At 70.2% G+C, this 18,363-nt stretch carries 18 protein-coding genes; 13 read left to right on the top strand and 5 right to left on the bottom strand.

The annotated features are described in order from the left end of the window. The first annotated feature begins 267 nt into the window (after positions 1 to 267). Positions 268 to 1,155, top strand: a complete 888-nt coding sequence (locus tag GGR71_RS10560; protein ID WP_160959151.1) for a transglutaminase-like domain-containing protein — start codon at positions 268 to 270, stop codon at positions 1,153 to 1,155. Positions 1,156 to 1,235: 80 nt separating this feature from the next. On the opposite strand, the gene pip is transcribed toward GGR71_RS10560, so the two are convergent. Together pip and prmC are read right to left on the bottom strand one after the other, a co-directional pair. After that, positions 1,236 to 2,177 carry a prolyl aminopeptidase gene (pip, locus tag GGR71_RS10555; RefSeq protein ID WP_160959148.1) on the bottom strand — a complete coding sequence of 314 codons (942 nt, stop codon included), beginning with the start codon at positions 2,175 to 2,177 and terminating at the stop codon, positions 1,236 to 1,238. 140 nt (positions 2,178 to 2,317) lie between these two features. Continuing rightward, positions 2,318 to 3,151, bottom strand: a complete 834-nt coding sequence (gene prmC / locus GGR71_RS10550; RefSeq protein WP_184451902.1) for a peptide chain release factor N(5)-glutamine methyltransferase — start codon at positions 3,149 to 3,151, stop codon at positions 2,318 to 2,320. Between the two features lie 237 nt (positions 3,152 to 3,388). On the opposite strand from prmC, the gene ahpC reads away from it, so the two are divergent. The 6 genes from ahpC (at position 3,389) to GGR71_RS10520 (ending at position 9,238) form a co-directional block, all read left to right on the top strand. Further along, the gene (gene ahpC / locus GGR71_RS10545; RefSeq protein ID WP_010341941.1) at positions 3,389 to 3,955 is read left to right on the top strand and encodes an alkyl hydroperoxide reductase subunit C; all 567 of its coding nucleotides are present in this window, start codon (positions 3,389 to 3,391) and stop codon (positions 3,953 to 3,955) included. A 162-nt stretch (positions 3,956 to 4,117) separates the two neighbouring features. Further along, complete coding sequence (gene ahpF / locus GGR71_RS10540; RefSeq protein WP_160959142.1) at positions 4,118 to 5,710, top strand: alkyl hydroperoxide reductase subunit F; 1,593 nt, start codon at positions 4,118 to 4,120, stop codon at positions 5,708 to 5,710. A 146-nt stretch (positions 5,711 to 5,856) separates the two neighbouring features. Beyond that, complete coding sequence (locus tag GGR71_RS10535) at positions 5,857 to 6,810, top strand: LysR substrate-binding domain-containing protein (RefSeq protein ID WP_160959140.1); 954 nt, start codon at positions 5,857 to 5,859, stop codon at positions 6,808 to 6,810. A 118-nt stretch (positions 6,811 to 6,928) separates the two neighbouring features. Continuing rightward, positions 6,929 to 7,360 carry a nucleoside diphosphate kinase regulator gene (gene rnk / locus GGR71_RS10530; RefSeq protein ID WP_160959137.1) on the top strand — a complete coding sequence of 144 codons (432 nt, stop codon included), beginning with the start codon at positions 6,929 to 6,931 and terminating at the stop codon, positions 7,358 to 7,360. A 58-nt stretch (positions 7,361 to 7,418) separates the two neighbouring features. Further along, on the top strand, positions 7,419 to 8,387 hold the full coding sequence (gene tal / locus GGR71_RS10525; RefSeq protein WP_160959134.1) for a transaldolase: 969 nt from the start codon (positions 7,419 to 7,421) through the stop codon (positions 8,385 to 8,387). A 281-nt stretch (positions 8,388 to 8,668) separates the two neighbouring features. Next, positions 8,669 to 9,238 (top strand): type 1 glutamine amidotransferase family protein, encoded by a 570-nt coding sequence (locus tag GGR71_RS10520; protein WP_160959131.1) that lies wholly within the window; start codon positions 8,669 to 8,671, stop codon positions 9,236 to 9,238. A gap of 34 nt (positions 9,239 to 9,272) precedes the next feature. Here GGR71_RS10520 and msrA read toward each other — a convergent pair whose 3' ends face one another. Next, positions 9,273 to 9,923: a peptide-methionine (S)-S-oxide reductase MsrA gene (msrA, locus tag GGR71_RS10515; RefSeq protein WP_160959128.1), complete on the bottom strand. Its 651-nt coding sequence runs from the start codon at positions 9,921 to 9,923 to the stop codon at positions 9,273 to 9,275. A gap of 104 nt (positions 9,924 to 10,027) precedes the next feature. Continuing rightward, positions 10,028 to 10,549, bottom strand: a complete 522-nt coding sequence (locus tag GGR71_RS10510) for an SgcJ/EcaC family oxidoreductase (RefSeq protein WP_160959126.1) — start codon at positions 10,547 to 10,549, stop codon at positions 10,028 to 10,030. 127 nt (positions 10,550 to 10,676) lie between these two features. On the opposite strand from GGR71_RS10510, the gene GGR71_RS10505 reads away from it, so the two are divergent. The 3 genes from GGR71_RS10505 to GGR71_RS10495 are packed head-to-tail and all read left to right on the top strand — an operon-like array spanning position 10,677 to position 13,776. Further along, positions 10,677 to 11,378: a LuxR C-terminal-related transcriptional regulator gene (locus tag GGR71_RS10505; protein ID WP_160959123.1), complete on the top strand. Its 702-nt coding sequence runs from the start codon at positions 10,677 to 10,679 to the stop codon at positions 11,376 to 11,378. Then, a complete protein-coding gene (locus tag GGR71_RS10500; protein WP_160959120.1) occupies positions 11,375 to 13,285 on the top strand; it encodes an ATP-binding protein in 1,911 nt (636 codons plus the stop codon). Before GGR71_RS10505 ends, GGR71_RS10500 begins: the two co-directional genes overlap by 4 nt. Then, on the top strand, positions 13,282 to 13,776 hold the full coding sequence (locus GGR71_RS10495; protein WP_160959117.1) for a response regulator: 495 nt from the start codon (positions 13,282 to 13,284) through the stop codon (positions 13,774 to 13,776). Before GGR71_RS10500 ends, GGR71_RS10495 begins: the two co-directional genes overlap by 4 nt. A gap of 60 nt (positions 13,777 to 13,836) precedes the next feature. On the opposite strand, the gene GGR71_RS10490 is transcribed toward GGR71_RS10495, so the two are convergent. Next, the gene (locus tag GGR71_RS10490) at positions 13,837 to 14,064 is read right to left on the bottom strand and encodes a putative signal transducing protein (RefSeq protein WP_017912582.1); all 228 of its coding nucleotides are present in this window, start codon (positions 14,062 to 14,064) and stop codon (positions 13,837 to 13,839) included. Between the two features lie 259 nt (positions 14,065 to 14,323). On the opposite strand from GGR71_RS10490, the gene GGR71_RS10485 reads away from it, so the two are divergent. From GGR71_RS10485 to GGR71_RS10475, 3 genes are all read left to right on the top strand, one after another. Next, positions 14,324 to 16,078 (top strand): glutamine--tRNA ligase/YqeY domain fusion protein, encoded by a 1,755-nt coding sequence (locus tag GGR71_RS10485; protein ID WP_160959114.1) that lies wholly within the window; start codon positions 14,324 to 14,326, stop codon positions 16,076 to 16,078. Between the two features lie 518 nt (positions 16,079 to 16,596). Further along, a complete protein-coding gene (locus tag GGR71_RS10480; RefSeq protein ID WP_160963806.1) occupies positions 16,597 to 17,373 on the top strand; it encodes an AraC family transcriptional regulator in 777 nt (258 codons plus the stop codon). 29 nt (positions 17,374 to 17,402) lie between these two features. Then, the gene (locus GGR71_RS10475; protein ID WP_160963802.1) at positions 17,403 to 18,362 is read left to right on the top strand and encodes a DMT family transporter; all 960 of its coding nucleotides are present in this window, start codon (positions 17,403 to 17,405) and stop codon (positions 18,360 to 18,362) included. Position 18,363: the final 1 nt, after the last annotated feature.

Raw genomic sequence — 18,363 nt, 5'->3', positions numbered from 1 at the left:
CGGTCGTAAAAGACGAACAAGGGTGCGTCAGCGTTTTCGCAACGATCAGCGCGATGCGTTGCAGACACTGCGGCGCAGGGCCTGCCGCTCGTTGCACCGCGGTCCACACCGGCCGTCGTCACTGCGGCCATCCGGCATGCACCGGCCGTCGCGCCGCTCAGCATGCTGAATCGGCTGCCGCCTGCCTTCACGCCAAGCTGAGCGCGGCCTGCGCACGCTCGGGCTGGACCGGTCCGCGCCGGAAACCCTCCCCGCACCGGACGCCCCATGCTCATCCGCCTCGGCTACGAGATCCGCTACCGCTTCGCGCAGGCGACACCGATGCTGGCGATGCTGGACATCCACGACAGCCGCCGCGACGACATCGTCGCCGCCACCGCCTTGCACAGCGTGCCGGCGACCCCGTTGCACACCTATCGCGATGGCTTCGGCAACCGCTGCACGCGCCTGCACGCGCCCGCCGGCGGCCTGACCCTGCACGCCGATGCGGTGGTGCGCGACAGCGGCCTGCCGGACGCGTGGCACCCCGGCGCTGCGCAGTTGCCGGTGGAGCAGTTGCCCGACGCTGCCCTGGTGTACCTGCTCGGCAGCCGCTACTGCGAGACCGACCTGCTCAGCGGCATGGCCTGGGAGCTGTTCGGCGGCACGCCGCCCGGCTGGGCGCGGGTGCAGGCGATCTGCGACTACGTGCATGCGCAGATCGAATTCGGCTACGCCCACGCCTGCGCCACCAAGAGTGCCGCGCAGGCGTTGCAGGAAGGGCGTGGCGTGTGCCGCGACTTCGCACATGCGGCCATCGCGCTATGCCGCTGCATGAACATTCCGGCGCGCTACTGCACCGGCTATCTGGGCGACATCGGCGTGCCGGTCTCGGACGCACCGATGGACTTTTCCGGCTGGTTCGAGGCCTTCCTCGACGGGCGCTGGTACACCTTCGATGCGCGCCACAACGTGCCGCGCATCGGCCGCGTGCTGATCGCGCGCGGCCGCGACGCCGCCGACGTGGCGATCAGCACCACCTTCGGCGACAACGTCCTCGAATCGTTCGTGGTGTGGACCGAGCAGACCACGCAGGACCAGCTCGGCGCGCGGCCCGCGCCGACCGGAGACGTCGCGGCCGCCGGATGCGAACCCGGCAGCGCCTTGGCCTGCTGAGGCGAAACCACGACGCGCCGCGGACGGCGCCACCGTGCCTAGCGTCGCCCCGGCATGAACGCGCTACACAGACGCGCGGCTCAGGCGAAACCGTCGGTGGCGCGCACCAGCGCATCGACGTTCTCTGGCTCGAACGCGGAATGGCCGGAGGCCGGCGTGATCTGCAGCGTCGCCTTCGGCCAGGCCTTGGCCAGGTCCCAGGCGTTAGCCAGCGGGCAGACCACGTCGTAGCGGCCGTGCACGATCACCCCGGGGATGTCGGCGATGCGGTGCGCGTCGCGCAGCAACTGATCCTCGACTTCGAAGAAGCCGCCGTTGACGAAGTAGTGGTTCTCGATGCGGGCGAAGGCCAGCGCGAAGTGCGGGTCCTCATGGCTGTCGACGAAGTCGGGATCCACGTGCAGGAAGCTGGTCGCCCCTTCCCACACGCTCCAGGCCTTGGCCGCGGCCAGGCGGGTGGCCTCGTCGTCGCTGGTCAGGCGCCGGTGGAAGGCGGAGATCAGGTCGGCGCGCTCCACCGGTGGGATCGCGGAGACGTAATGCTCCCAGGCATCGGGGAACAGGCGGCTGGCGCCCTCCTGGTAGAACCACTCCAGTTCCCAACGGCGCAGCATGAAGATGCCGCGCAGCACCAGTTCGGTCACACGCTCCGGATGCGTCTGCGCGTAGGCCAGCGCCAGGGTCGACCCCCAACTGCCGCCGAACACCTGCCAACGGTCGATGCCCAGGTGGGCGCGCAGCCGCTCGATGTCGGCAACCAGGTCCCAGGTGGTGTTGTCGACCAGGTCGGCATGCGGCGTGGAGCGGCCGGAGCCGCGCTGATCGAACAGCACGATGCGGTACTTGGCAGGGTCGTGGAAGCGGCGCATCTTGGCGTTGCAGCCGCCGCCCGGGCCGCCATGCAGCAGCACCACCGGCTTTCCCTGCGGGTTGCCGCACTGTTCGTAGGACAGAGTATGGCGTGCGTCCACCGGCAACATGCCGCTGTCGAACGGCTCGATCTCGGGATACAGCGTGCGCATGGCGACTCCTGCAGGAAAACCGCGATTCTACCCAGCGCCGGCGCCGCGGCGGGGTCGCGGGCCGCGGCATGCCGGTGCAGATGCGTGCCGACGCGGGCCGCGGCATCGCGCGACAGGTGCGCCAGGACGGCCGCGCGCGCTCAATCCTGCGGCCACTGCCCCAGCGTGACCCGGTCGCGCGCTTCCAGGTCCTGATGGGTCGCCACCTCCACGAAGCCGGCCGCATCCAGCAGCGCGCGGACCGCCGGGCCCTGGTCCCAGCCGTGTTCCAGCAGCAGCCAGCCGCCGGGCAGCAGATGCGCCGGTGCGTCGGCGACGATCCGGCGCAGGTCGTCCAGGCCATCGGGGCCGGAGGCCAGCGCGCTGGCCGGTTCGTAGCGCAGGTCGCCCTGCTGCAGATGCGGGTCGTCGGCGGCGATGTATGGCGGGTTGCTGGCGATCAGATCGAAGCGCTGGCCGGCCAGCGGCGCCAGCCAGGGGCCGTGAGCGAAGGTGACGTTGCCCAGGCCGTGCGCGTGCGCATTGGCCTGCGCCACCGCCAGGGCGGCCGCACTGAGGTCGGTGGCCGTCACCTGCGCCTGCGGCCGCTCGCTGGCCAGGGCCAGGGCGATCGCGCCGCTGCCGGTGCCGAGGTCGGCGACGCGGCGGTCCGGCGCCCCATCCAGCCGCTCCAGCGCCAGTTCCACCAGCCACTCGGTGTCCGCGCGCGGGATCAGCGTGGCCGGTCCGACCGCCAGGTCCAGGGTCCAGAAGCCACGCCGGCCGGTCAGGTAGGCCACCGGCTCGCCCTGGACACGCCGGGCCAGCAGCGCCTGGAAGCCATCCACCACATCCTCGGCCAGCGGCTCGCGGGCATGCGCGAATAGCCACGCGCGGTCGCGCTGCAAGGCATGGAGCAACAGGATTTCGGCATCGGCACGCTCGACCTGGGTGCAGGCCGTGCGCAGCAGGGACTCGGGAGTAGGCGCATTCATCGGTGTCACGATGACGCAGCGAGTACGGAAAAGCCAACGTGGTAGAACGGACCGACGCCCATGCGCCAAGGGCGGCTGACGCCATCGCGCGGCAGTGCAGCAAAGAGCCAGGCTTGGGAAACGATAGAAGAAACCTATCTATTCAATTCCATCAATCGATTTGAGGAATCTATCGGCGCCCCCTATCATGAGTCTCGTTCCATCCCCCGACCCCTATTGCAACCACGAGGAAACTCCATGTCGTCTTTGATCAACACCCAGGTCCAGCCGTTCAAGGCCAACGCCTATCGCAACGGCGAATTCATCGAAGTCACCGACGCGGATCTGAAGGGCAAGTGGTCGGTGCTGATCTTCATGCCGGCCGCCTTCACCTTCAACTGCCCGACCGAAGTGGAAGACGCCGCCGAGCATTACGCCGAGTTCCAGAAGATCGGCGCCGAGGTCTACATCGTCACCACCGACACCCATTTCTCGCACAAGGTGTGGCACGAGACCTCGCCGGCGGTGGGCAAGGCCCAGTTCCCGCTGGTCGGCGACCCGACCCACCAGCTGACCCGCGCCTTCGGCGTGCACATCGAGGAAGAAGGCCTGGCCCTGCGTGGCACCTTCGTGATCAACCCGGAAGGCGTGATCAAGACCCTCGAGATCCACGACAACGCGATCGCCCGCGACGTCACCGAGACCCTGCGCAAGCTCAAGGCCGCGCAGTTCGTCGCCTCCCACCCGGGCGAGGTGTGCCCGGCCAAGTGGAAGGAAGGCGAGAAGACCCTGAAGCCGTCGCTGGACCTGGTCGGCAAGATCTAAGCCGCCCTCGCTCCCATCTCCGCCTCGCGGCGGGGGTGGGGGTGAACCGCAGCCGGCATCGTCCGCCGGCGCCGGCTGCGGTTCATCCCTCCTCCCCTCTTCGCAGCGCGCTGTCTTGGCAGCTCGCTTTCCCCTCGCTTTGCCCAACGTCAGGAGTCCGCCATGTTGGATGCCGATCTGAAAACCCAGTTGAAGGCCTACCTGGAGCGGGTCGTCCGGCCCATCCACATCACCGCATCGGTGGACGATGGCGCCAAGTCGCGCGAGATGCTCGACCTGCTCGAAGACCTGGTGCTGCTGTCGGACAAGATCACCCTGGACGTGCACCGCGACAGCGGCGAGCGCGCGCCCTCGTTCGCGCTGAACAGCCCCGGCCACGACATCCACCTGCGTTTCGCCGGCCTGCCGATGGGCCACGAGTTCACCTCGCTGGTGCTGGCGCTGCTGCAGGTCGGCGGCCACCCGTCCAAGGCCACCGCCGAGCTGATCGAGCAGGTGCGCAACCTGCCCGGCGAGTACCGCTTCGAAACCTATTTCTCGCTGTCCTGCCAGAACTGCCCGGACGTGGTGCAGGCGCTGAACCTGGCCGCGGTGCTGAACCCGAACATCCAGCACGTGGCGATCGACGGCGCACTGTTCCAGGACGAGGTCGAGGCGCGGCAGATCATGTCGGTGCCCACCGTCTACCTCAACGGCGAAGTGTTCGACCAGGGCCGCATGACCCTGGAGCAGATCGTGGCCAAGCTCGACACCGGCGCGGCCAAGCGCGATGCGGCGGCGATCGCGGCCAAGGCGCCGTTCGACGTGCTGGTGGTCGGCGGTGGCCCGGCCGGCGCGGCGGCGGCGATCTACGCCGCGCGCAAGGGCATCCGCACCGGCGTGGCGGCCGAGCGCTTCGGCGGCCAGGTGCTGGACACCATGGCGATCGAGAACTTCATCTCCGTGCAGGAGACCGAAGGCCCGAAGATGGCCGCGGCACTCGAGCAGCACGTGCGCCAGTACGACGTGGACATCATGAACCTGCAGCGCGCCGAACAGCTGGTGCCGGCCGGGGCCGACGGCCTGGTCGAGGTCAGGCTGGCCAACGGCGCCTCGCTGAAGAGCCGCACGGTGATCCTGTCCACCGGCGCGCGCTGGCGGCAGATGAACGTGCCCGGCGAAGATCAGTACCGCAACAAGGGCGTGGCCTACTGCCCGCACTGCGACGGCCCGCTGTTCAAGGGCAAGCGCGTGGCGGTGATCGGCGGCGGCAACTCCGGCGTGGAAGCGGCGATCGACCTGGCCGGCATCGTCAGCCACGTCACCCTGGTCGAGTTCGACAGCAAGCTGCGCGCCGACGAAGTGCTGCAGCGCAAGCTGCGCAGCCTGGGCAACGTCGACATCCTGGTCAACGCGCAGAGCACCGAGGTGCTGGGCGACGGTCAGAAGGTCACCGGCCTGGTGTACAAGGACCGCGTCGGCGGCGATGTGCATCGCCTGGCCCTGGAAGGCATCTTCGTGCAGATCGGGCTGTTGCCGAACACCGAATGGCTGCAGGGCACGGTGGCGCTGTCGCCGCGCGGCGAGATCGTGGTCGACGACCGTGGCCAGACCTCGCTGCCGGGCGTGTTCGCCGCCGGCGACGTGACCACGGTGCCGTACAAGCAGATCATCATCGCCATGGGCGAAGGCTCCAAGGCGGCGCTGAGCGCGTTCGACCACCTGATCCGCCACAGCGCACCGGTCGCCAGCGGCAGCGTGGCCGAAGCGGCCTGACCTGTCCCGCGCCGCGCTGCCGGCGCGGGACCAGGGCGTGCGGCCCGCACCGCGCACGCCCCATCTGTCTCGCCGTCATGTGCGTCACACGCTCTATGCTGTGACTCCGCGTCACCTCCCGCCACTGCGTCTCAAGGAATCCGCCGATGAACCTGCGTGATCTGAAGTACCTGGTGGCGCTGGCCGATCACAAGCATTTCGGGCGCGCCGCCGCGGCATGCTTCGTCAGCCAGCCGACGCTGTCCACGCAGATCAAGAAGCTCGAGGACGAACTGGGCGTGCCGCTGGTCGAACGCGCCCCGCGCAAGGTCATGCTGACCCCGGCCGGGCGCGAGGCGGCCAGCCGCGCGCGCGGCATCGTCGCCGAGATCGAGCAGATGAAGGAGGCGGCGCGGCGCAGCCAGGATCCGGAAGCCGGCACCGTGCGCCTGGGCATCTTTCCCACGCTCGGCCCGTACCTGCTGCCGCACGTGATTCCGCGCATCCGCGAGCGCTTCCCACAGTTGGAACTGCTGCTGATCGAGGAGAAGAGCGACGTGCTGCTGACCCGCCTGCGCGAAGGCCGGCTGGACGCGGCGCTGCTGGCGTTGCCGCTGCACGACGAGCAATTGCACGCCGAATTCCTGTTCGAGGAACCGTTCGTGCTGGCGGTGCCCGAGCAGCATCCGCTGGCGCGGCGGCCGACGCCGCTGACCATGGACGAACTGCACGCGCAGCGCCTGCTGCTGCTCGAGGACGGGCACTGCCTGCGCGACCAGGCGCTGGACGTCTGCCACCTGTCCGGCGCGCTGGAGAAAGCCGAGTTCCAGGCCACCAGCCTGGAAACGCTGCGGCAGATGGTCGCCGCCAACGTCGGCGTGACCCTGTTGCCGCTGCTGGCGGTGCAGCCGCCGGTGGCCAATCCGCCGAACCTGCGCCTGCTGCCGTTCGCACCCGACGGCGGGCCGAGCCGACGCATCGCCATGCTGTGGCGGCGCAGCTCGGCGATGGGCGCCTTCCTGCAGCAACTGGCGCACCTGTTCGGCGCGCTGCCCGAAGAGCTGTTCGCGCTGCCGGCGCAGGCCTCGCTGCCGAGCCCGGTGCCGCGCCAGGTGGCCTGATGAGCCGGGCCGACACCGGCCGCGGCGTCGCATCGGCGCCGGCTTGCTTGCACAATGGGAACGGGGGGCGGCGCGGTGCCGCCCCCCGTTCGTTGTGCCATCCAACCGGAGCCTGTCCATGACCTCGCAACACCACAGCGGCCTGCCGCCCTCGTTGATCGTCTCCAGCCGCGACCTCGCGCGCCTGGAAGCCCTGCTCGACTCTCCTGCCTTGCACCAGCACCCGGCCGCGCTCGCGCTGGGCGCAGAACTGGACCGCGCCGCCGTCGTGGCCCCGGACCAACTTCCTCCCGGCATCGTCGCCATGCATTCCCGCGTGGAATGCGAAGACGAACTGCACGGCGAACGCCACCAACTGACCCTGGTCTACCCGCACGAAGCCGATGCCGCGCATGCGCGCATCTCGGTGCTGGCCCCGGTCGGCAGCGCCCTGCTCGGCCTGGCCGTGGGCCAGTCCATCGACTGGCAGGCGCCCGGCGGACGCCCGCTGCGCCTGCGCGTGACCGCGGTGCAGCGCGCCGACGACGACAACGCGCGCGCAGCGCGTTAACGTGCGCGGCCCTATCCTTGTTTCCACGCGTTTTCCCACTCGTTTCCGAGAGATACCGATGACCTCTTCCGCCCCCTCCAAGCTCGCCCAGTTGCGCGAGTTGTCCGTGGTCGTGGCCGATACCGGCGACTACGACGCGATCAAGCGGCTCAAGCCGGTGGACTGCACCACCAACCCAACCCTGGTGAAGAAGGCGCTGGACCTGCCGGTCTACGCCGACCTGATCGACGAGGCGCTGGCCTGGGCGCGCGGCCAGGACGGCGACCACGCCGCCCTGGTCGACGAGATCGCCGACCGCCTGACCATCGGCGTGGGCGCCAAGCTCAGCGCGCTGGTGCCCGGCCGCGTGTCCACCGAAGTGGACGCCGATCTGGCCCACGACACCGCCGCCACCATCGCCAAGGCGCACAAGTTCATCGCCATGTACGCCGAACATGGCATCGCCAAGGACCGCATCCTGATCAAGGTCGCCGCGACCTGGGAAGGCATCGAGGCGGCGCGGCAGCTGCAGCAGGACGGCATCGACTGCAACCTGACCCTGATCTTCAACCGCACCCAGGCGCTGGCCTGCGCCGAGGCCGGGGTGTTCCTGATCTCGCCGTTCGTCGGCCGCATCCTCGACTGGTACGTGGCCAAGGGCCAGACCCCGGCGACCATCGACGAGGACCCGGGCGTGCAGTTCGTGCGCGGCGTCTACGACGAATTCAAGCGCCGCGGCTCGCCAACCGTGGTGATGGGCGCCTCGTTCCGTTCCACCGCGCAGATCGAGGCGCTGGCCGGCTGCGACCGCCTGACCATCTCGCCGGACCTGCTGGAGAAGCTCGACGCCGACCACGGCCCGCTGCCGCGCAAGCTCTCGCCCGGCCAGGCCGACGGCGCCAAGATCGAGCCGATCGACGCCAAGCGCTTCGCCGACGACCTGGCCGCCGATCCGATGGCCACCGAGAAGCTGGCCGGCGGCATCGACACCTTCGCCAAGGACCTGCAGGCCCTGCGCGACACGATCCGGCACAAGCTGGTCGGCTGAGCGTTGTGCGGCACCCCAAGCGCGGTGACGCTGCGCTTGGGTGCCGGGAATAGGGAAACGGGAATCGGGGAAAGCGAGTACCCGTTTCTCTGCCGTCTCCCGATCGATTCGATGACGTCTGCACGCGGTTGCGCCGCGCGAGCGCGAAGGCAAACGCCCCCACGACCGCCGAAAACAGGCGCAGGTGCGGCGCACATCACCTGCGGCACTTTCGACACGGCGTTGGCACGGCCGCAACTTTTCCCGGGCTATGCTGCGCGCCCGAGTGCAGAGGCAAGGCAATGGCGACAATCGCAGTGGTGATGGTGGATGGCGTGGCGGATTGGGAGATCGGCACCATCCTGCCGGCGGCGCGGGCCTGGTTCGGCGACACGATCCAGATCGCCAGCATCGACGGCAAGCCGGTCGGCTCGATCGGCGGACTGGAGCTGCACCCCGCCTATGCACTGTCGGATCTGGCGCCGCTGGACGCCGACCTATGGCTGCTGCCCGGCAGCGACCGCTGGCAGGCCGGCGAGATCCCGGGCCTGAGCGGTTTGTTGCAGCAGCGCCTGGAGGCTGGCCGCGGCGTCGCGGCGATCTGCGGCGCGACCCTGGCGCTGGCCTACGCCGGCCTGCTCGATACCCGCCCGCACACCAGCAATTCCGAAGCCTTCCTGCGCGAGCACGCTGGCGTCTATGCCGGCAGCGCGCACTACCAGGACCGCCGCGTGGTCAGCGCCGGCGGCCTCATCACCGCCCCCGGCACCAGCCCGGTCAGCTTCGCCGAGGCATGCCTGCGCCTGCTGCATCCCGAACGCGAAGAGCAGATCGCGCAGATGCGGCAGATGTTCGCGGCCGAGTTCGTGTAATCGACGCGCACGCCCGGTCAGGGCGCGCGTCGGTTCAGGCCTCCAGCCCGATCGGGCAACTCACCCCGGTGCCGCCGAGGCCGCAGTAGCCGCCTGGATTCTTCGCCAGGTACTGCTGATGCTCGTCCTCGGCGTAGTAGAACGGCGGCGCCGGGAAGCGGATCTCGGTGGTGATGGCGCCGTAGCCGGCAGCGTCCAGGCGCTGCTGGTAGGCGTCGCGGCTGGCCAGCGCCGCGTCGTACTGCGCCTGGGTGGTGCAGTAGATCGCCGAGCGGTACTGGGTGCCGGTGTCGTTACCCTGGCGCATGCCCTGGGTCGGGTCGTGGCTTTCCCAGAAGGTCTGCAGCAGTTGACCGAAGCGCACGGTCTGCGGGTCGAACGCCACCAGCACCGCCTCGGTGTGGCCGGTCTGCCCGGAGCAGACCTCGCGATAGGTGGCGTTGGGCGTCTCGCCGCCGGCGTAGCCCACCGCGGTGCTGAACACGCCCGGCAGCGACCAAAACTTGCGCTCGGCGCCCCAGAAGCAGCCCAGGCCGAACTGCACCTGCTCCAGGCCGGCGAAGGCGTCGCGCAACGGATGGCCGTTGACGAAGTGACGGTTGTGCAGCGGCAGCGGCTGCGCGCGTCCGGGCAGGCTTTCGCCCGGACGCGGCAGGCGCTGCTTGAAGGCACCGATTCCCAACATGGCACGGACTCCTGGCAGCGACGGCGATGTCTTTGTGGATGGCGCTGCCGGCGTCCGCTTTCAAGTGCGCCCGGCCACCGCGGCGGCGGTGACAGGCACGACGCTCACTTCGCTGCGGCGTTGGCCGTGGCCACGGCGACCGGCTCCGGCATCGCCGAGCTGTGGTGGTTGATGATCAGCCAGCGCCCGTCGCGCTTTTCGTAGACGAAGGTGTAGCGCGCCTGCACCTGGCGGGTGCTGCCGTCGGGATTGTTCAGGGTGAAGGTATAGACGCCGGCGTCGACCGCGCTGTCGTCGTCGAGCAGCCGCACCTGGCGGTAGTTGATGGCACCGCGCGGCTTGGCGGCGAGGAAGTGGCTGAAGTAGTCCTCGATCTCGGCGCGGCTGGCACGGACCTGGTTGGACACGGTGGGCAGCAGCACGCCGTCGCGGGCGTACAGGTCGGCCACGCGCTGCGGGTTGCCGGTGGCCAGCGCCGCGTTCCAGCGGTCGAACAGGCCGGCGATCTCGCGTTCGGCGCTGCTGGCTGGTGCCGCTGGCGTGCCGTCGTAGTGGATCGCCGGCGCGGCCAGCGCGGTGGAGGTGGTGGTCAGGCCCAGTGCCAGGGCGAACAGGATGCGACGCATGGGAAGTCTCCGTTTGCTGAGGGGATGCCGTCTCGGGGCGAAGCGAGTATCGGCAGCCGCGGCTTGCGGAAAATCCGCCGGGCGGCATATCCTCGAATATGCCGTTCGGCATACCGGAGACGCGTCCGTGCACCCTCCCTCCAATGCAGGCCAGTGGCGTGAGGCGCTGCGCCGCGACGCCGCCGACGCCGCGCGCTGGCAGGCCGTGGCCGCCGCCGCGGCGGCACTGCGCGAGGCCGGCGACGGCGCGCAGGCCGCCGCGCACGCACTCGTGCCGGCCAGTGCCCTGGTGGCGGCACCGCACGCCGCGGTGCTGGCCCTGCGCGGCGCGCGCCGCCTGGTGCTGGCCAGCCAGGGCGATGCGCTGCCACCCGGCGCCAGCGTCGCCGTCGAGGCACCGGCGCATGCCTGGCGCCTGCGCGGCCATGCCGCCGCCGAGGCCGACGAACTGTGCCTGCCGATCGCTGTGCTCGGCGTGCCGCTGGGCACGCTGTGCCTGGGCTGGGATGTGCGCACCGTGCCGGCGCCGGAGGACGTGCAGGCCCTGTCCGCGATCGCCGGGTTGCTGGCGCCGCTGGCGACCGAACCGCCGCGTGCGCCGCGGCGGCGCAAACCGGCGCAGGTCGACCGCCTGGCCGTGCTCAGCGCGCGCGAGCGACAGGTGCTGGCGCTGCTGTCGCGTGGGCTCACCAATGCCGCGCTCGGCGCCGAACTGGGCATCAGCGCCGGCACCGCCAAGGTCCACGTCGAGCGCATCCTGCACAAGCTGCAGGTGGCCGACCGCACCCAGGCCGCGGTGGTCGCGGTGCAGGCCGGGGCGGCGCTGTGAGGGCGCTGGCGCGGCGCTGGAACGACTGGCCGCTGACCCGCAAGAGCCTGGCGCTGGTGGCGCTGCCGCTGTTGCTGCTGGTGGCGGCGCTGGTGGCGATCTACAGCGTCGAGCGGCAGAACATCGCCGCCGAGAACGACGTGCGCCGCACCCTGCAGCTGCTCAGCGACCTGCACGAGGCACATGCCTTGCTGGCCGAGACCGCCGCCGGCGTGCGCGGCTACCGGCTGGTGCGCCAGGACGCCTTCCTGACCCCGTACCGCGACGCCGAGCCGCGGCTGAAGACTGTGGTGCAGCGCCTGTCGCAGCGCATCACCGACCCGCGTCAGGCACAGCGCTTCGCCCGCATCCAGCCGCTGTTCGAGGAGAAGATGCAGGGCTGGCGGCGGCTGCTGGCGCCGGACCTGAGCCGCGAGGAAGAGATCCGCCAGTTGCGCGAGGGCAAGGTCACCCTCGACATCCTGCGCGCGGAACTGCGCGAGCTGCGCAACTACGAGACCGCGCAGTTGCAGGTACGCACCGCCAAGGCGCAGGCGCTGCGCCAGCGCAACCTGCTGATCACCCTGTGCGCGGCGATGCTGGGCGGGCTCGGCGCAGTGCTGGCGGTGGCCTGGTTCGCCTCGTCGCTGTCCTGGCGCCTGCGCCAGCTCTCGGCCAATGCCGACCGCCTCGGCGACGGCCGGCCACTGATGCCGCAGCCACCGGCCGGCGACGAACTGGGCCAGGTCGCGCAACGCCTGCAGCAGGCCAGCACCCTGCTCGCCGCACGCGCCGAGGAAGCGCAGTCGGCGCGCCGCGAGGCCGAGAGCGCCAACCGCGCCAAGACCGAATTCCTCTCGCGCAGCAGCCACGAACTGCGCACTCCGCTCAACGCCATCCTCGGCTATGCGCAGGTGCTGGAGATGGACCTGCCGGGCGCGGCGCAACGCGACCACCTGCAGCACATCCTCGGCGCCGGCCGGCACCTGCTGGGGCTGATCACCGAGTTGCTGGACATCGCCCGCATCGAGGCCGACCAGCTCGACCTGAGCCCGCGCCCGGTGCCGGTGCGCACCGCCCTGGAGGAAGCGCTGGGCCTGGTCGCGCCGGAGGCGCAGGCGCGCGGCATCGTGCTGCGGCCGCCGCAGTTGCCGCCGGAGTGGACCGTGCGCGCCGATCCGCAGCGGCTGCGCCAGGTGCTGATCAACCTGCTGTCCAACGCGATCAAGTTCAACCGCCCGAGTGGCGCGGTGTGGGTAAGCGCGGTGCCCGAAGGCCAGTCCCTGGCCCTGACCGTGCACGACCAGGGCCACGGCCTGTCGCCGGCGCAGGTGCAGCGGTTGTTCACCCCGTTCGAGCGGCTCGGCGCCGAGCGCTCGGCGATCGAGGGCACCGGCCTGGGCCTGGCGCTGAGCAAGCGCCTGACCGAGGCGATGGGCGGGCGCATCGCCGTGGACAGCGGCCCGGAGGGATCGCGCTTCACGATCGCGCTCCCGCTGGACCGGCCGCAAACGGCGGCACTGCCGGATGCGGTCGTGGCGACGACGACGGCAGGCGGGGGACATCGCCAGTTGCTGAGCGTCGAGGACAACCCCTCCAACCAGGCGCTGATCCGCACCCTGGTCGAGCGCCGCCCGCACTGGCGCCTGCACGAGGCCGCCAGCCTGGCGCAGGCGCACGCGCATCTGCAGCAGGCCACGCCCGACCTGATCCTGCTCGACCTGCACCTGAGCGACGGCAACGGCGAGGAGTTGCTGCAGGCGCTGCGCGCGCAGCCGCACACCGCGGCGATCCCGGTGGTGGTGATCAGCGCCGATGCCACCGCGACCACGCTGGCCCGCGTGCAGGGCGCACCGGTGCGCGCCTACCTGACCAAGCCACTGGACGTGGCCGACTTCTTCTCCGTTCTGGACCGGCACCTCGCATGACCCGCAACGATGTCCTCGCCGCGCGCATCCTGATCGTCGACGACGAACCGGCCAACGTCCGCCTGCTGGAGGAACTGCTGCAGCGCGAGGGCTTCCGCCAGGTGGTGGCGACCACCGACCCGCAACGGGTGCTGGGCCTGGTGGCGGCGTTCGCGCCGGACCTGATCCTGCTCGACCTGATGATGCCGGAGCTGGACGGCTACGCGATCCTGGAGCAACTGGCGCGGCTGGCGGACCCGTCCAGCTTCCTGCCGGTGATCGTGCTCACCGCCGACCCCAGCCGCAGCGCCCGCCACCGCGCTCTCGGCCTGGGCGCCAAGGACTTCCTGACCAAGCCGCTGGACACCTTCGAAGTCGCCCTGCGGGTCTGGAACGTGGCCGAGACCGTGGTGCTGTTCAAGCGCCTGCGTGCGCTGGCCGTGGCGGATGCCGCGCCACCGGGGTGGTCGACGAGAGGCGGAGATTCGGGATTGGGGATTGGGGATTCGTAGAAGCGGGAGTGCTTGCCGTTACGAATCCCCAATCCCGACTCCCCAATCCCGGCAACCAACCTACATCGCCCGTGTCACCTGCCCGCCCAGGCCCAGCGTCATCAGCACTTCCTGGGCCTTTTCCAGCAGTTCGTCGGCCACGCAGACCTGGACCACGCCGAACGGCAGTTCGCCGGCGCCGCCGAGCAGGGCCTCGCCGAACACGAAGGCGGTGATCCCGGCGTCCTCCAGCGCGTGCTTGGCCAGGTGCGCATCGATCAGGTGCTGGGCGCGGTAGGCGATCTGCATGATCGGCTCCTCAGCCGTGTACGGCGACGTTGGCGACGTCAAGCGAGGCGCACCGCATGCCCGGGGACGGGCGCTTGGCGCCGATGGCGAGGCAGGGCAAGGGCATGGCGCGTTCTCGCAGTGGGAGATCGGCAGAGTACGCCGTGGACGCGGGTCGCAGCCAGCCGACGGGAGCCCCTGTGCGTCGACAAACATCGACATAGGGTCAACGATTGTTGACCCGAGTAGACTGTTGCGCACCCAATTTGTTGACGCGCGCATGTCCGACACCCCCGCCACCGACGCCTCCGCCCCGGCCGAGAAGAAAGACTTCATCCGCCAGATCGTCCGCGAGGACCTGGCCAGCGGCAAGCACACGGCCATCCGCACCCGCTTCCCGCCCGAGCCCAACGGCTACCTGCACATCGGCCACGCCAAGGCGATCTGCCTGGATTTCGGCATCGCCGCCGAGTTCGCCGGGCGCTGCAACCTGCGCTTCGACGACACCAATCCGGCCAAGGAAGACCCCGAATTCGTCGCCGCGATCCAGGACGACGTGCGCTGGCTGGGCTTCGACTGGGCCGAACTGCGCCACGCCTCGGACTATTTCGAGGTGTACTACCTGGCCGCCGAGAAGCTGATCCGCGACGGCCACGCCTTCGTCTGCGATCTCTCCGCCGAGCAGGTGCGCGAGTACCGCGGCACGCTCACCGAGCCGGGCCGCGACTCGCCGTACCGCACCCGTAGCGTCGAGGAAAACCTGGACCTGTTCCGGCGCATGCGCGCCGGCGAGTTCCCGGATGGCGCACGCACCCTGCGCGCCAAGATCGACATGGGCAGCGGCAACATCAACCTGCGCGATCCGGCGCTGTACCGGATCAAGCACGTCGAGCACCAGAACACCGGCAATGCCTGGCCGATCTACCCGATGTACGACTTCGCGCATTCGCTCGGCGATTCGGTGGAAGGCATCACCCATTCGCTGTGCACGCTGGAGTTCGAGGACCACCGTCCGCTGTACGACTGGTGCGTGGACAAGGTCGACCTGGCCGGCCACCCGGAGCTGCTGCAGCCACTGCTGGACAAGGGCCTGCCGCGCGAGGCGGCCAAGCCGCGGCAGATCGAGTTCTCGCGGCTCAACATCAACTACACGGTGATGAGCAAGCGCAAGCTGACCCAGCTCGTCGCCGAAGGCCTGGTCGACGGCTGGGACGATCCGCGCATGTATACCCTGCAGGGCCTGCGCCGCCGCGGCTACACGCCGGCCGCGCTGCGCCTGCTGGTCGACCGCGTCGGCATCAGCAAGCAGAACTCGGTGATCGATTTCTCGGTGCTGGAAGGCTGCCTGCGCGAAGATCTGGACGCGCACGCCGCGCGGCGCATGGCGGTGATCGAGCCGCTGAAGCTGGTGCTGAGCAACCTGCCGGAAGGCCACAGCGAGACGTTGACCTTCTCCAACCATCCCAAGGACGACAGCTTCGGCACGCGCGAGGTGCCGTTCTCGCGCGAACTGTGGATCGAGCGCGAGGACTTCGCCGAAGTCCCGCCCAAGGGCTGGAAGCGGCTGGTCCCGGGCGGCGAAGTGCGCCTGCGCGGCGCCGGCATCGCCCGCGTCGACGAGGTGATCAAGAACGCCGCCGGCGAGATCGTGGAACTGCGCGGCTGGCTGGACCCGGAATCGCGTCCGGGCATGGAAGGCGCCAACCGCAAGGTCAAGGGCACCATCCACTGGGTCAGCGCCGCGCACGCGGTGGGGGCGGAGATCCGCCTGTACGACCGCCTGTTCTCGGTGGAGAAGCCCGACGACGAGTCCGACGGCAAGACCTACCGCGATCACCTCAACCCCGACTCCAAGCGCAGCGTGCGTGGCTACGTCGAACCCGCCGCCGCCCAGGCCGCGCCGGAGCAAGCGTTCCAGTTCGAGCGCACCGGCTACTTCGTCGCCGACCGCTACGACCACCGCGCCGACGCGCCGGTGTTCAACCGCAGCGTGACCCTGCGCGACACCTGGAGCGGCGGCCAGGGCGGCGGCTGAGCAAGGGCGTATGCCATCCTCCGGTGACGTACCGGAGGAAGGCGGCGCATCGGCCGCGGGCGGCGTGCTCGGGACATCTGCCGCATGGTTCGGCGCTATCGCGTCGGGACTGAAGTCCCTCCCACAGGATCGCTGCGTGCGCGACCGCTTCTTGCAGGGGTCTGCTTTCGCCGTGCCGCTTTATCGGAAAGGCGTCGCGGCTGAAGCAACGGCTGTAAAAGCCGGGATTGGGGATTCCAGATTCGAGATTCGAGATTCGAGATTCGAGATTCGAGATTTTTTCACGGGTGCTGGGCGGTTGCGATTGCACTGTGGGAGGGGCTTCAGCCCCGACGGGCTTTACCGGTAAAGCCCGTCGGGGCTGAAGCCCCTCCCACAGTGCAGTCGCCGAGTGCGCCGAGTCCCGATTTTCTCGTCAGAAGCGCTACATAGGCCGCGCACTCGCGGAAAATCCCCAATCCCCAATCCCCAATCCCCACGCTTCCCCTCGTCACCACTCGCGCGCTAGCGTAATGGGCATGTCCCCCGACCCGTCCCTGAGCCTGCGCAGCTACGGCCGCGACGGCGCCGCCCATCAGCATGGCCACGTGCAACTGGTGCTGCCGCTGCACGGCACGCTGGAACTGGAAGTGGACGGCCGCGGTGGCTATCTCGACCGCTTCCGCGCCGCCGTGGTCGCACCGCACACCCGGCATGCGCAGTCCGCGCTGGACGCCAACCGCTTCCTGATCGTCGATTGCGCCACCGATGCCTTCGGCGACGACGCGCTTGAGCGCCTACGGCGGCAGCCCTTCCTCGACCTGCCCCCACCCTTGCAAGACCTGCTCGCCGCCCAGGCGCCGCGTCCTGGCCTCGATCGTGCACACGCCCACGCCGGCGCCGCCGTGCTGGCCTGGCTGCAGGCAGACACCGCGCCGCGCGGCTGGCAGCGGCTGCAGACGCTGTGCCGGCGTATCGAAGCCGCGCCCTGCCAGGACTGGCCGGTGCGGCGCATGGCGCAGCTGGCGCACCTGAGCCCAAGCCGCCTGCACGCGCTGTTTCGCGCCGCGCTGGGGCGTACGCCGCAGGAGTGGGTGGCGGCACGGCGGCTGGACTGGGTGCGCCGGCAACTGGCGCACGGCGACCGACCGATCTCATCGCTGGCCCAGGACAGCGGCTATGCCGACCAGAGCGCACTGACCCGCGCGCTCAAGCGCAGCACCGGACAGACGCCGGCGGCCTACCGCCGCCGCCATCGCCCGGCGCCAGGACAGGAGTCTGGGACAAGCCGACGCCCGCCACCGGCGGCATGCTGAGCGAAACGGCTGCAACGGAACCGGAACGCATGCGCGAACGTTTATGGGCAGGGGTGGGCAGCGGCATGGCTGCGGGCGCGCTGTGGGGCCTGGTGTTCCTGGTCCCGCAACTGCTGAGCGCCTTCTCGCCGCTGCAGCTGGCCATCTCGCGCTACCTGGCCTATGGCGCCATCGCCGCGCTGGTGCTGCTGCCGCGCTGGCGCGCCGCGACCACGCCGTTGGGTGCCGCCGAATGGTGGGCGCTGCTGCGGCTGAGCCTGCTCGGCAACATCGTCTACTACGTGCTGCTGGGCAGCGCCGTGCAGTGGGCCGGCGGCGCCGCCACCGCGCTGATCATCGGCTTGCTGCCGGCGGCGGTCACCGTGATCGGCTCGCGCGCGGCCGGCGCGGTGCGGTTGCGCCGGCTCGCCGCGCCCTGCGCGCTGTGCGTGCTCGGGGTGGCGCTGGTCGCGGCACAGACCCTGGCCGTGGCGCGTCCGCATATTCCCGCCAGCCTCGGCCTGCGCGCGGCCGGCCTGGCCTGTGCGGTCGGCGCGCTGGCGTGCTGGACCGCCTATTCGATCAAGAACGCGCGCTGGCTGCGGCGGCGCCCGGACCTGTCCGGCCGCGACTGGTCGCTGCTGACCGGCGTGGTCACCGGCGCGCTGGCCCTGACGCTGGCGCTGCCGGCCTTCGCCCTGACCGGCACGGTGCACGCCGGCGACGACTGGATGCGCTTCTGGGGCATGGCGCTGGTGCTGGCGCTGTTCGCCTCGGTGATCGGCAACGCCTGCTGGAACCACGCCAGCCGGTTGCTGCCGCTGACCCTGGTCGGGCAGATGATCGTGTTCGAGACCGTGTTCGCGCTGCTGTACGGCTTCCTCTGGGAACAACGCTGGCCGACCGCGCTGGAACTGTTGGCGATCGCCTGCCTGCTCGGCGGTGTGCTGTGGTGCACACTGGTGCATGCGCGGCCGCAGCCCGCTGCGCACGAAGCCAAGCCCGGTTAAG

The organism is Xanthomonas sp. F1 (assembly GCF_014199855.1).
The sequence above is the reverse complement of the archived record's forward strand: the minus strand, read 5'-3'. Positions and strand labels throughout refer to the sequence as shown.

What these genes read in the sequence shown, in the direction of transcription:
- GGR71_RS10510 (WP_160959126.1), bottom strand. Translation starts at nt 10,549, where the DNA reads ATGCGTCGCATCCTGTTCGCCCTGGCACTGGGCCTGACCACCACCTCC.
- GGR71_RS10485 (WP_160959114.1), top strand. Translation starts at nt 14,324, where the DNA reads ATGTCCGACACCCCCGCCACCGACGCCTCCGCCCCGGCCGAGAAGAAA.
- GGR71_RS10560 (WP_160959151.1), top strand. Translation starts at nt 268, where the DNA reads ATGCTCATCCGCCTCGGCTACGAGATCCGCTACCGCTTCGCGCAGGCG.
- GGR71_RS10495 (WP_160959117.1), top strand. Translation starts at nt 13,282, where the DNA reads ATGACCCGCAACGATGTCCTCGCCGCGCGCATCCTGATCGTCGACGAC.
- prmC (WP_184451902.1), bottom strand. Translation starts at nt 3,151, where the DNA reads ATGAATGCGCCTACTCCCGAGTCCCTGCTGCGCACGGCCTGCACCCAG.
- GGR71_RS10480 (WP_160963806.1), top strand. Translation starts at nt 16,597, where the DNA reads ATGTCCCCCGACCCGTCCCTGAGCCTGCGCAGCTACGGCCGCGACGGC.
- GGR71_RS10535 (WP_160959140.1), top strand. Translation starts at nt 5,857, where the DNA reads ATGAACCTGCGTGATCTGAAGTACCTGGTGGCGCTGGCCGATCACAAG.
- msrA (WP_160959128.1), bottom strand. Translation starts at nt 9,923, where the DNA reads ATGTTGGGAATCGGTGCCTTCAAGCAGCGCCTGCCGCGTCCGGGCGAA.
- GGR71_RS10490 (WP_017912582.1), bottom strand. Translation starts at nt 14,064, where the DNA reads ATGCAGATCGCCTACCGCGCCCAGCACCTGATCGATGCGCACCTGGCC.
- ahpC (WP_010341941.1), top strand. Translation starts at nt 3,389, where the DNA reads ATGTCGTCTTTGATCAACACCCAGGTCCAGCCGTTCAAGGCCAACGCC.
- GGR71_RS10475 (WP_160963802.1), top strand. Translation starts at nt 17,403, where the DNA reads ATGCGCGAACGTTTATGGGCAGGGGTGGGCAGCGGCATGGCTGCGGGC.
- GGR71_RS10520 (WP_160959131.1), top strand. Translation starts at nt 8,669, where the DNA reads ATGGCGACAATCGCAGTGGTGATGGTGGATGGCGTGGCGGATTGGGAG.
- rnk (WP_160959137.1), top strand. Translation starts at nt 6,929, where the DNA reads ATGACCTCGCAACACCACAGCGGCCTGCCGCCCTCGTTGATCGTCTCC.
- ahpF (WP_160959142.1), top strand. Translation starts at nt 4,118, where the DNA reads ATGTTGGATGCCGATCTGAAAACCCAGTTGAAGGCCTACCTGGAGCGG.
- pip (WP_160959148.1), bottom strand. Translation starts at nt 2,177, where the DNA reads ATGCGCACGCTGTATCCCGAGATCGAGCCGTTCGACAGCGGCATGTTG.
- tal (WP_160959134.1), top strand. Translation starts at nt 7,419, where the DNA reads ATGACCTCTTCCGCCCCCTCCAAGCTCGCCCAGTTGCGCGAGTTGTCC.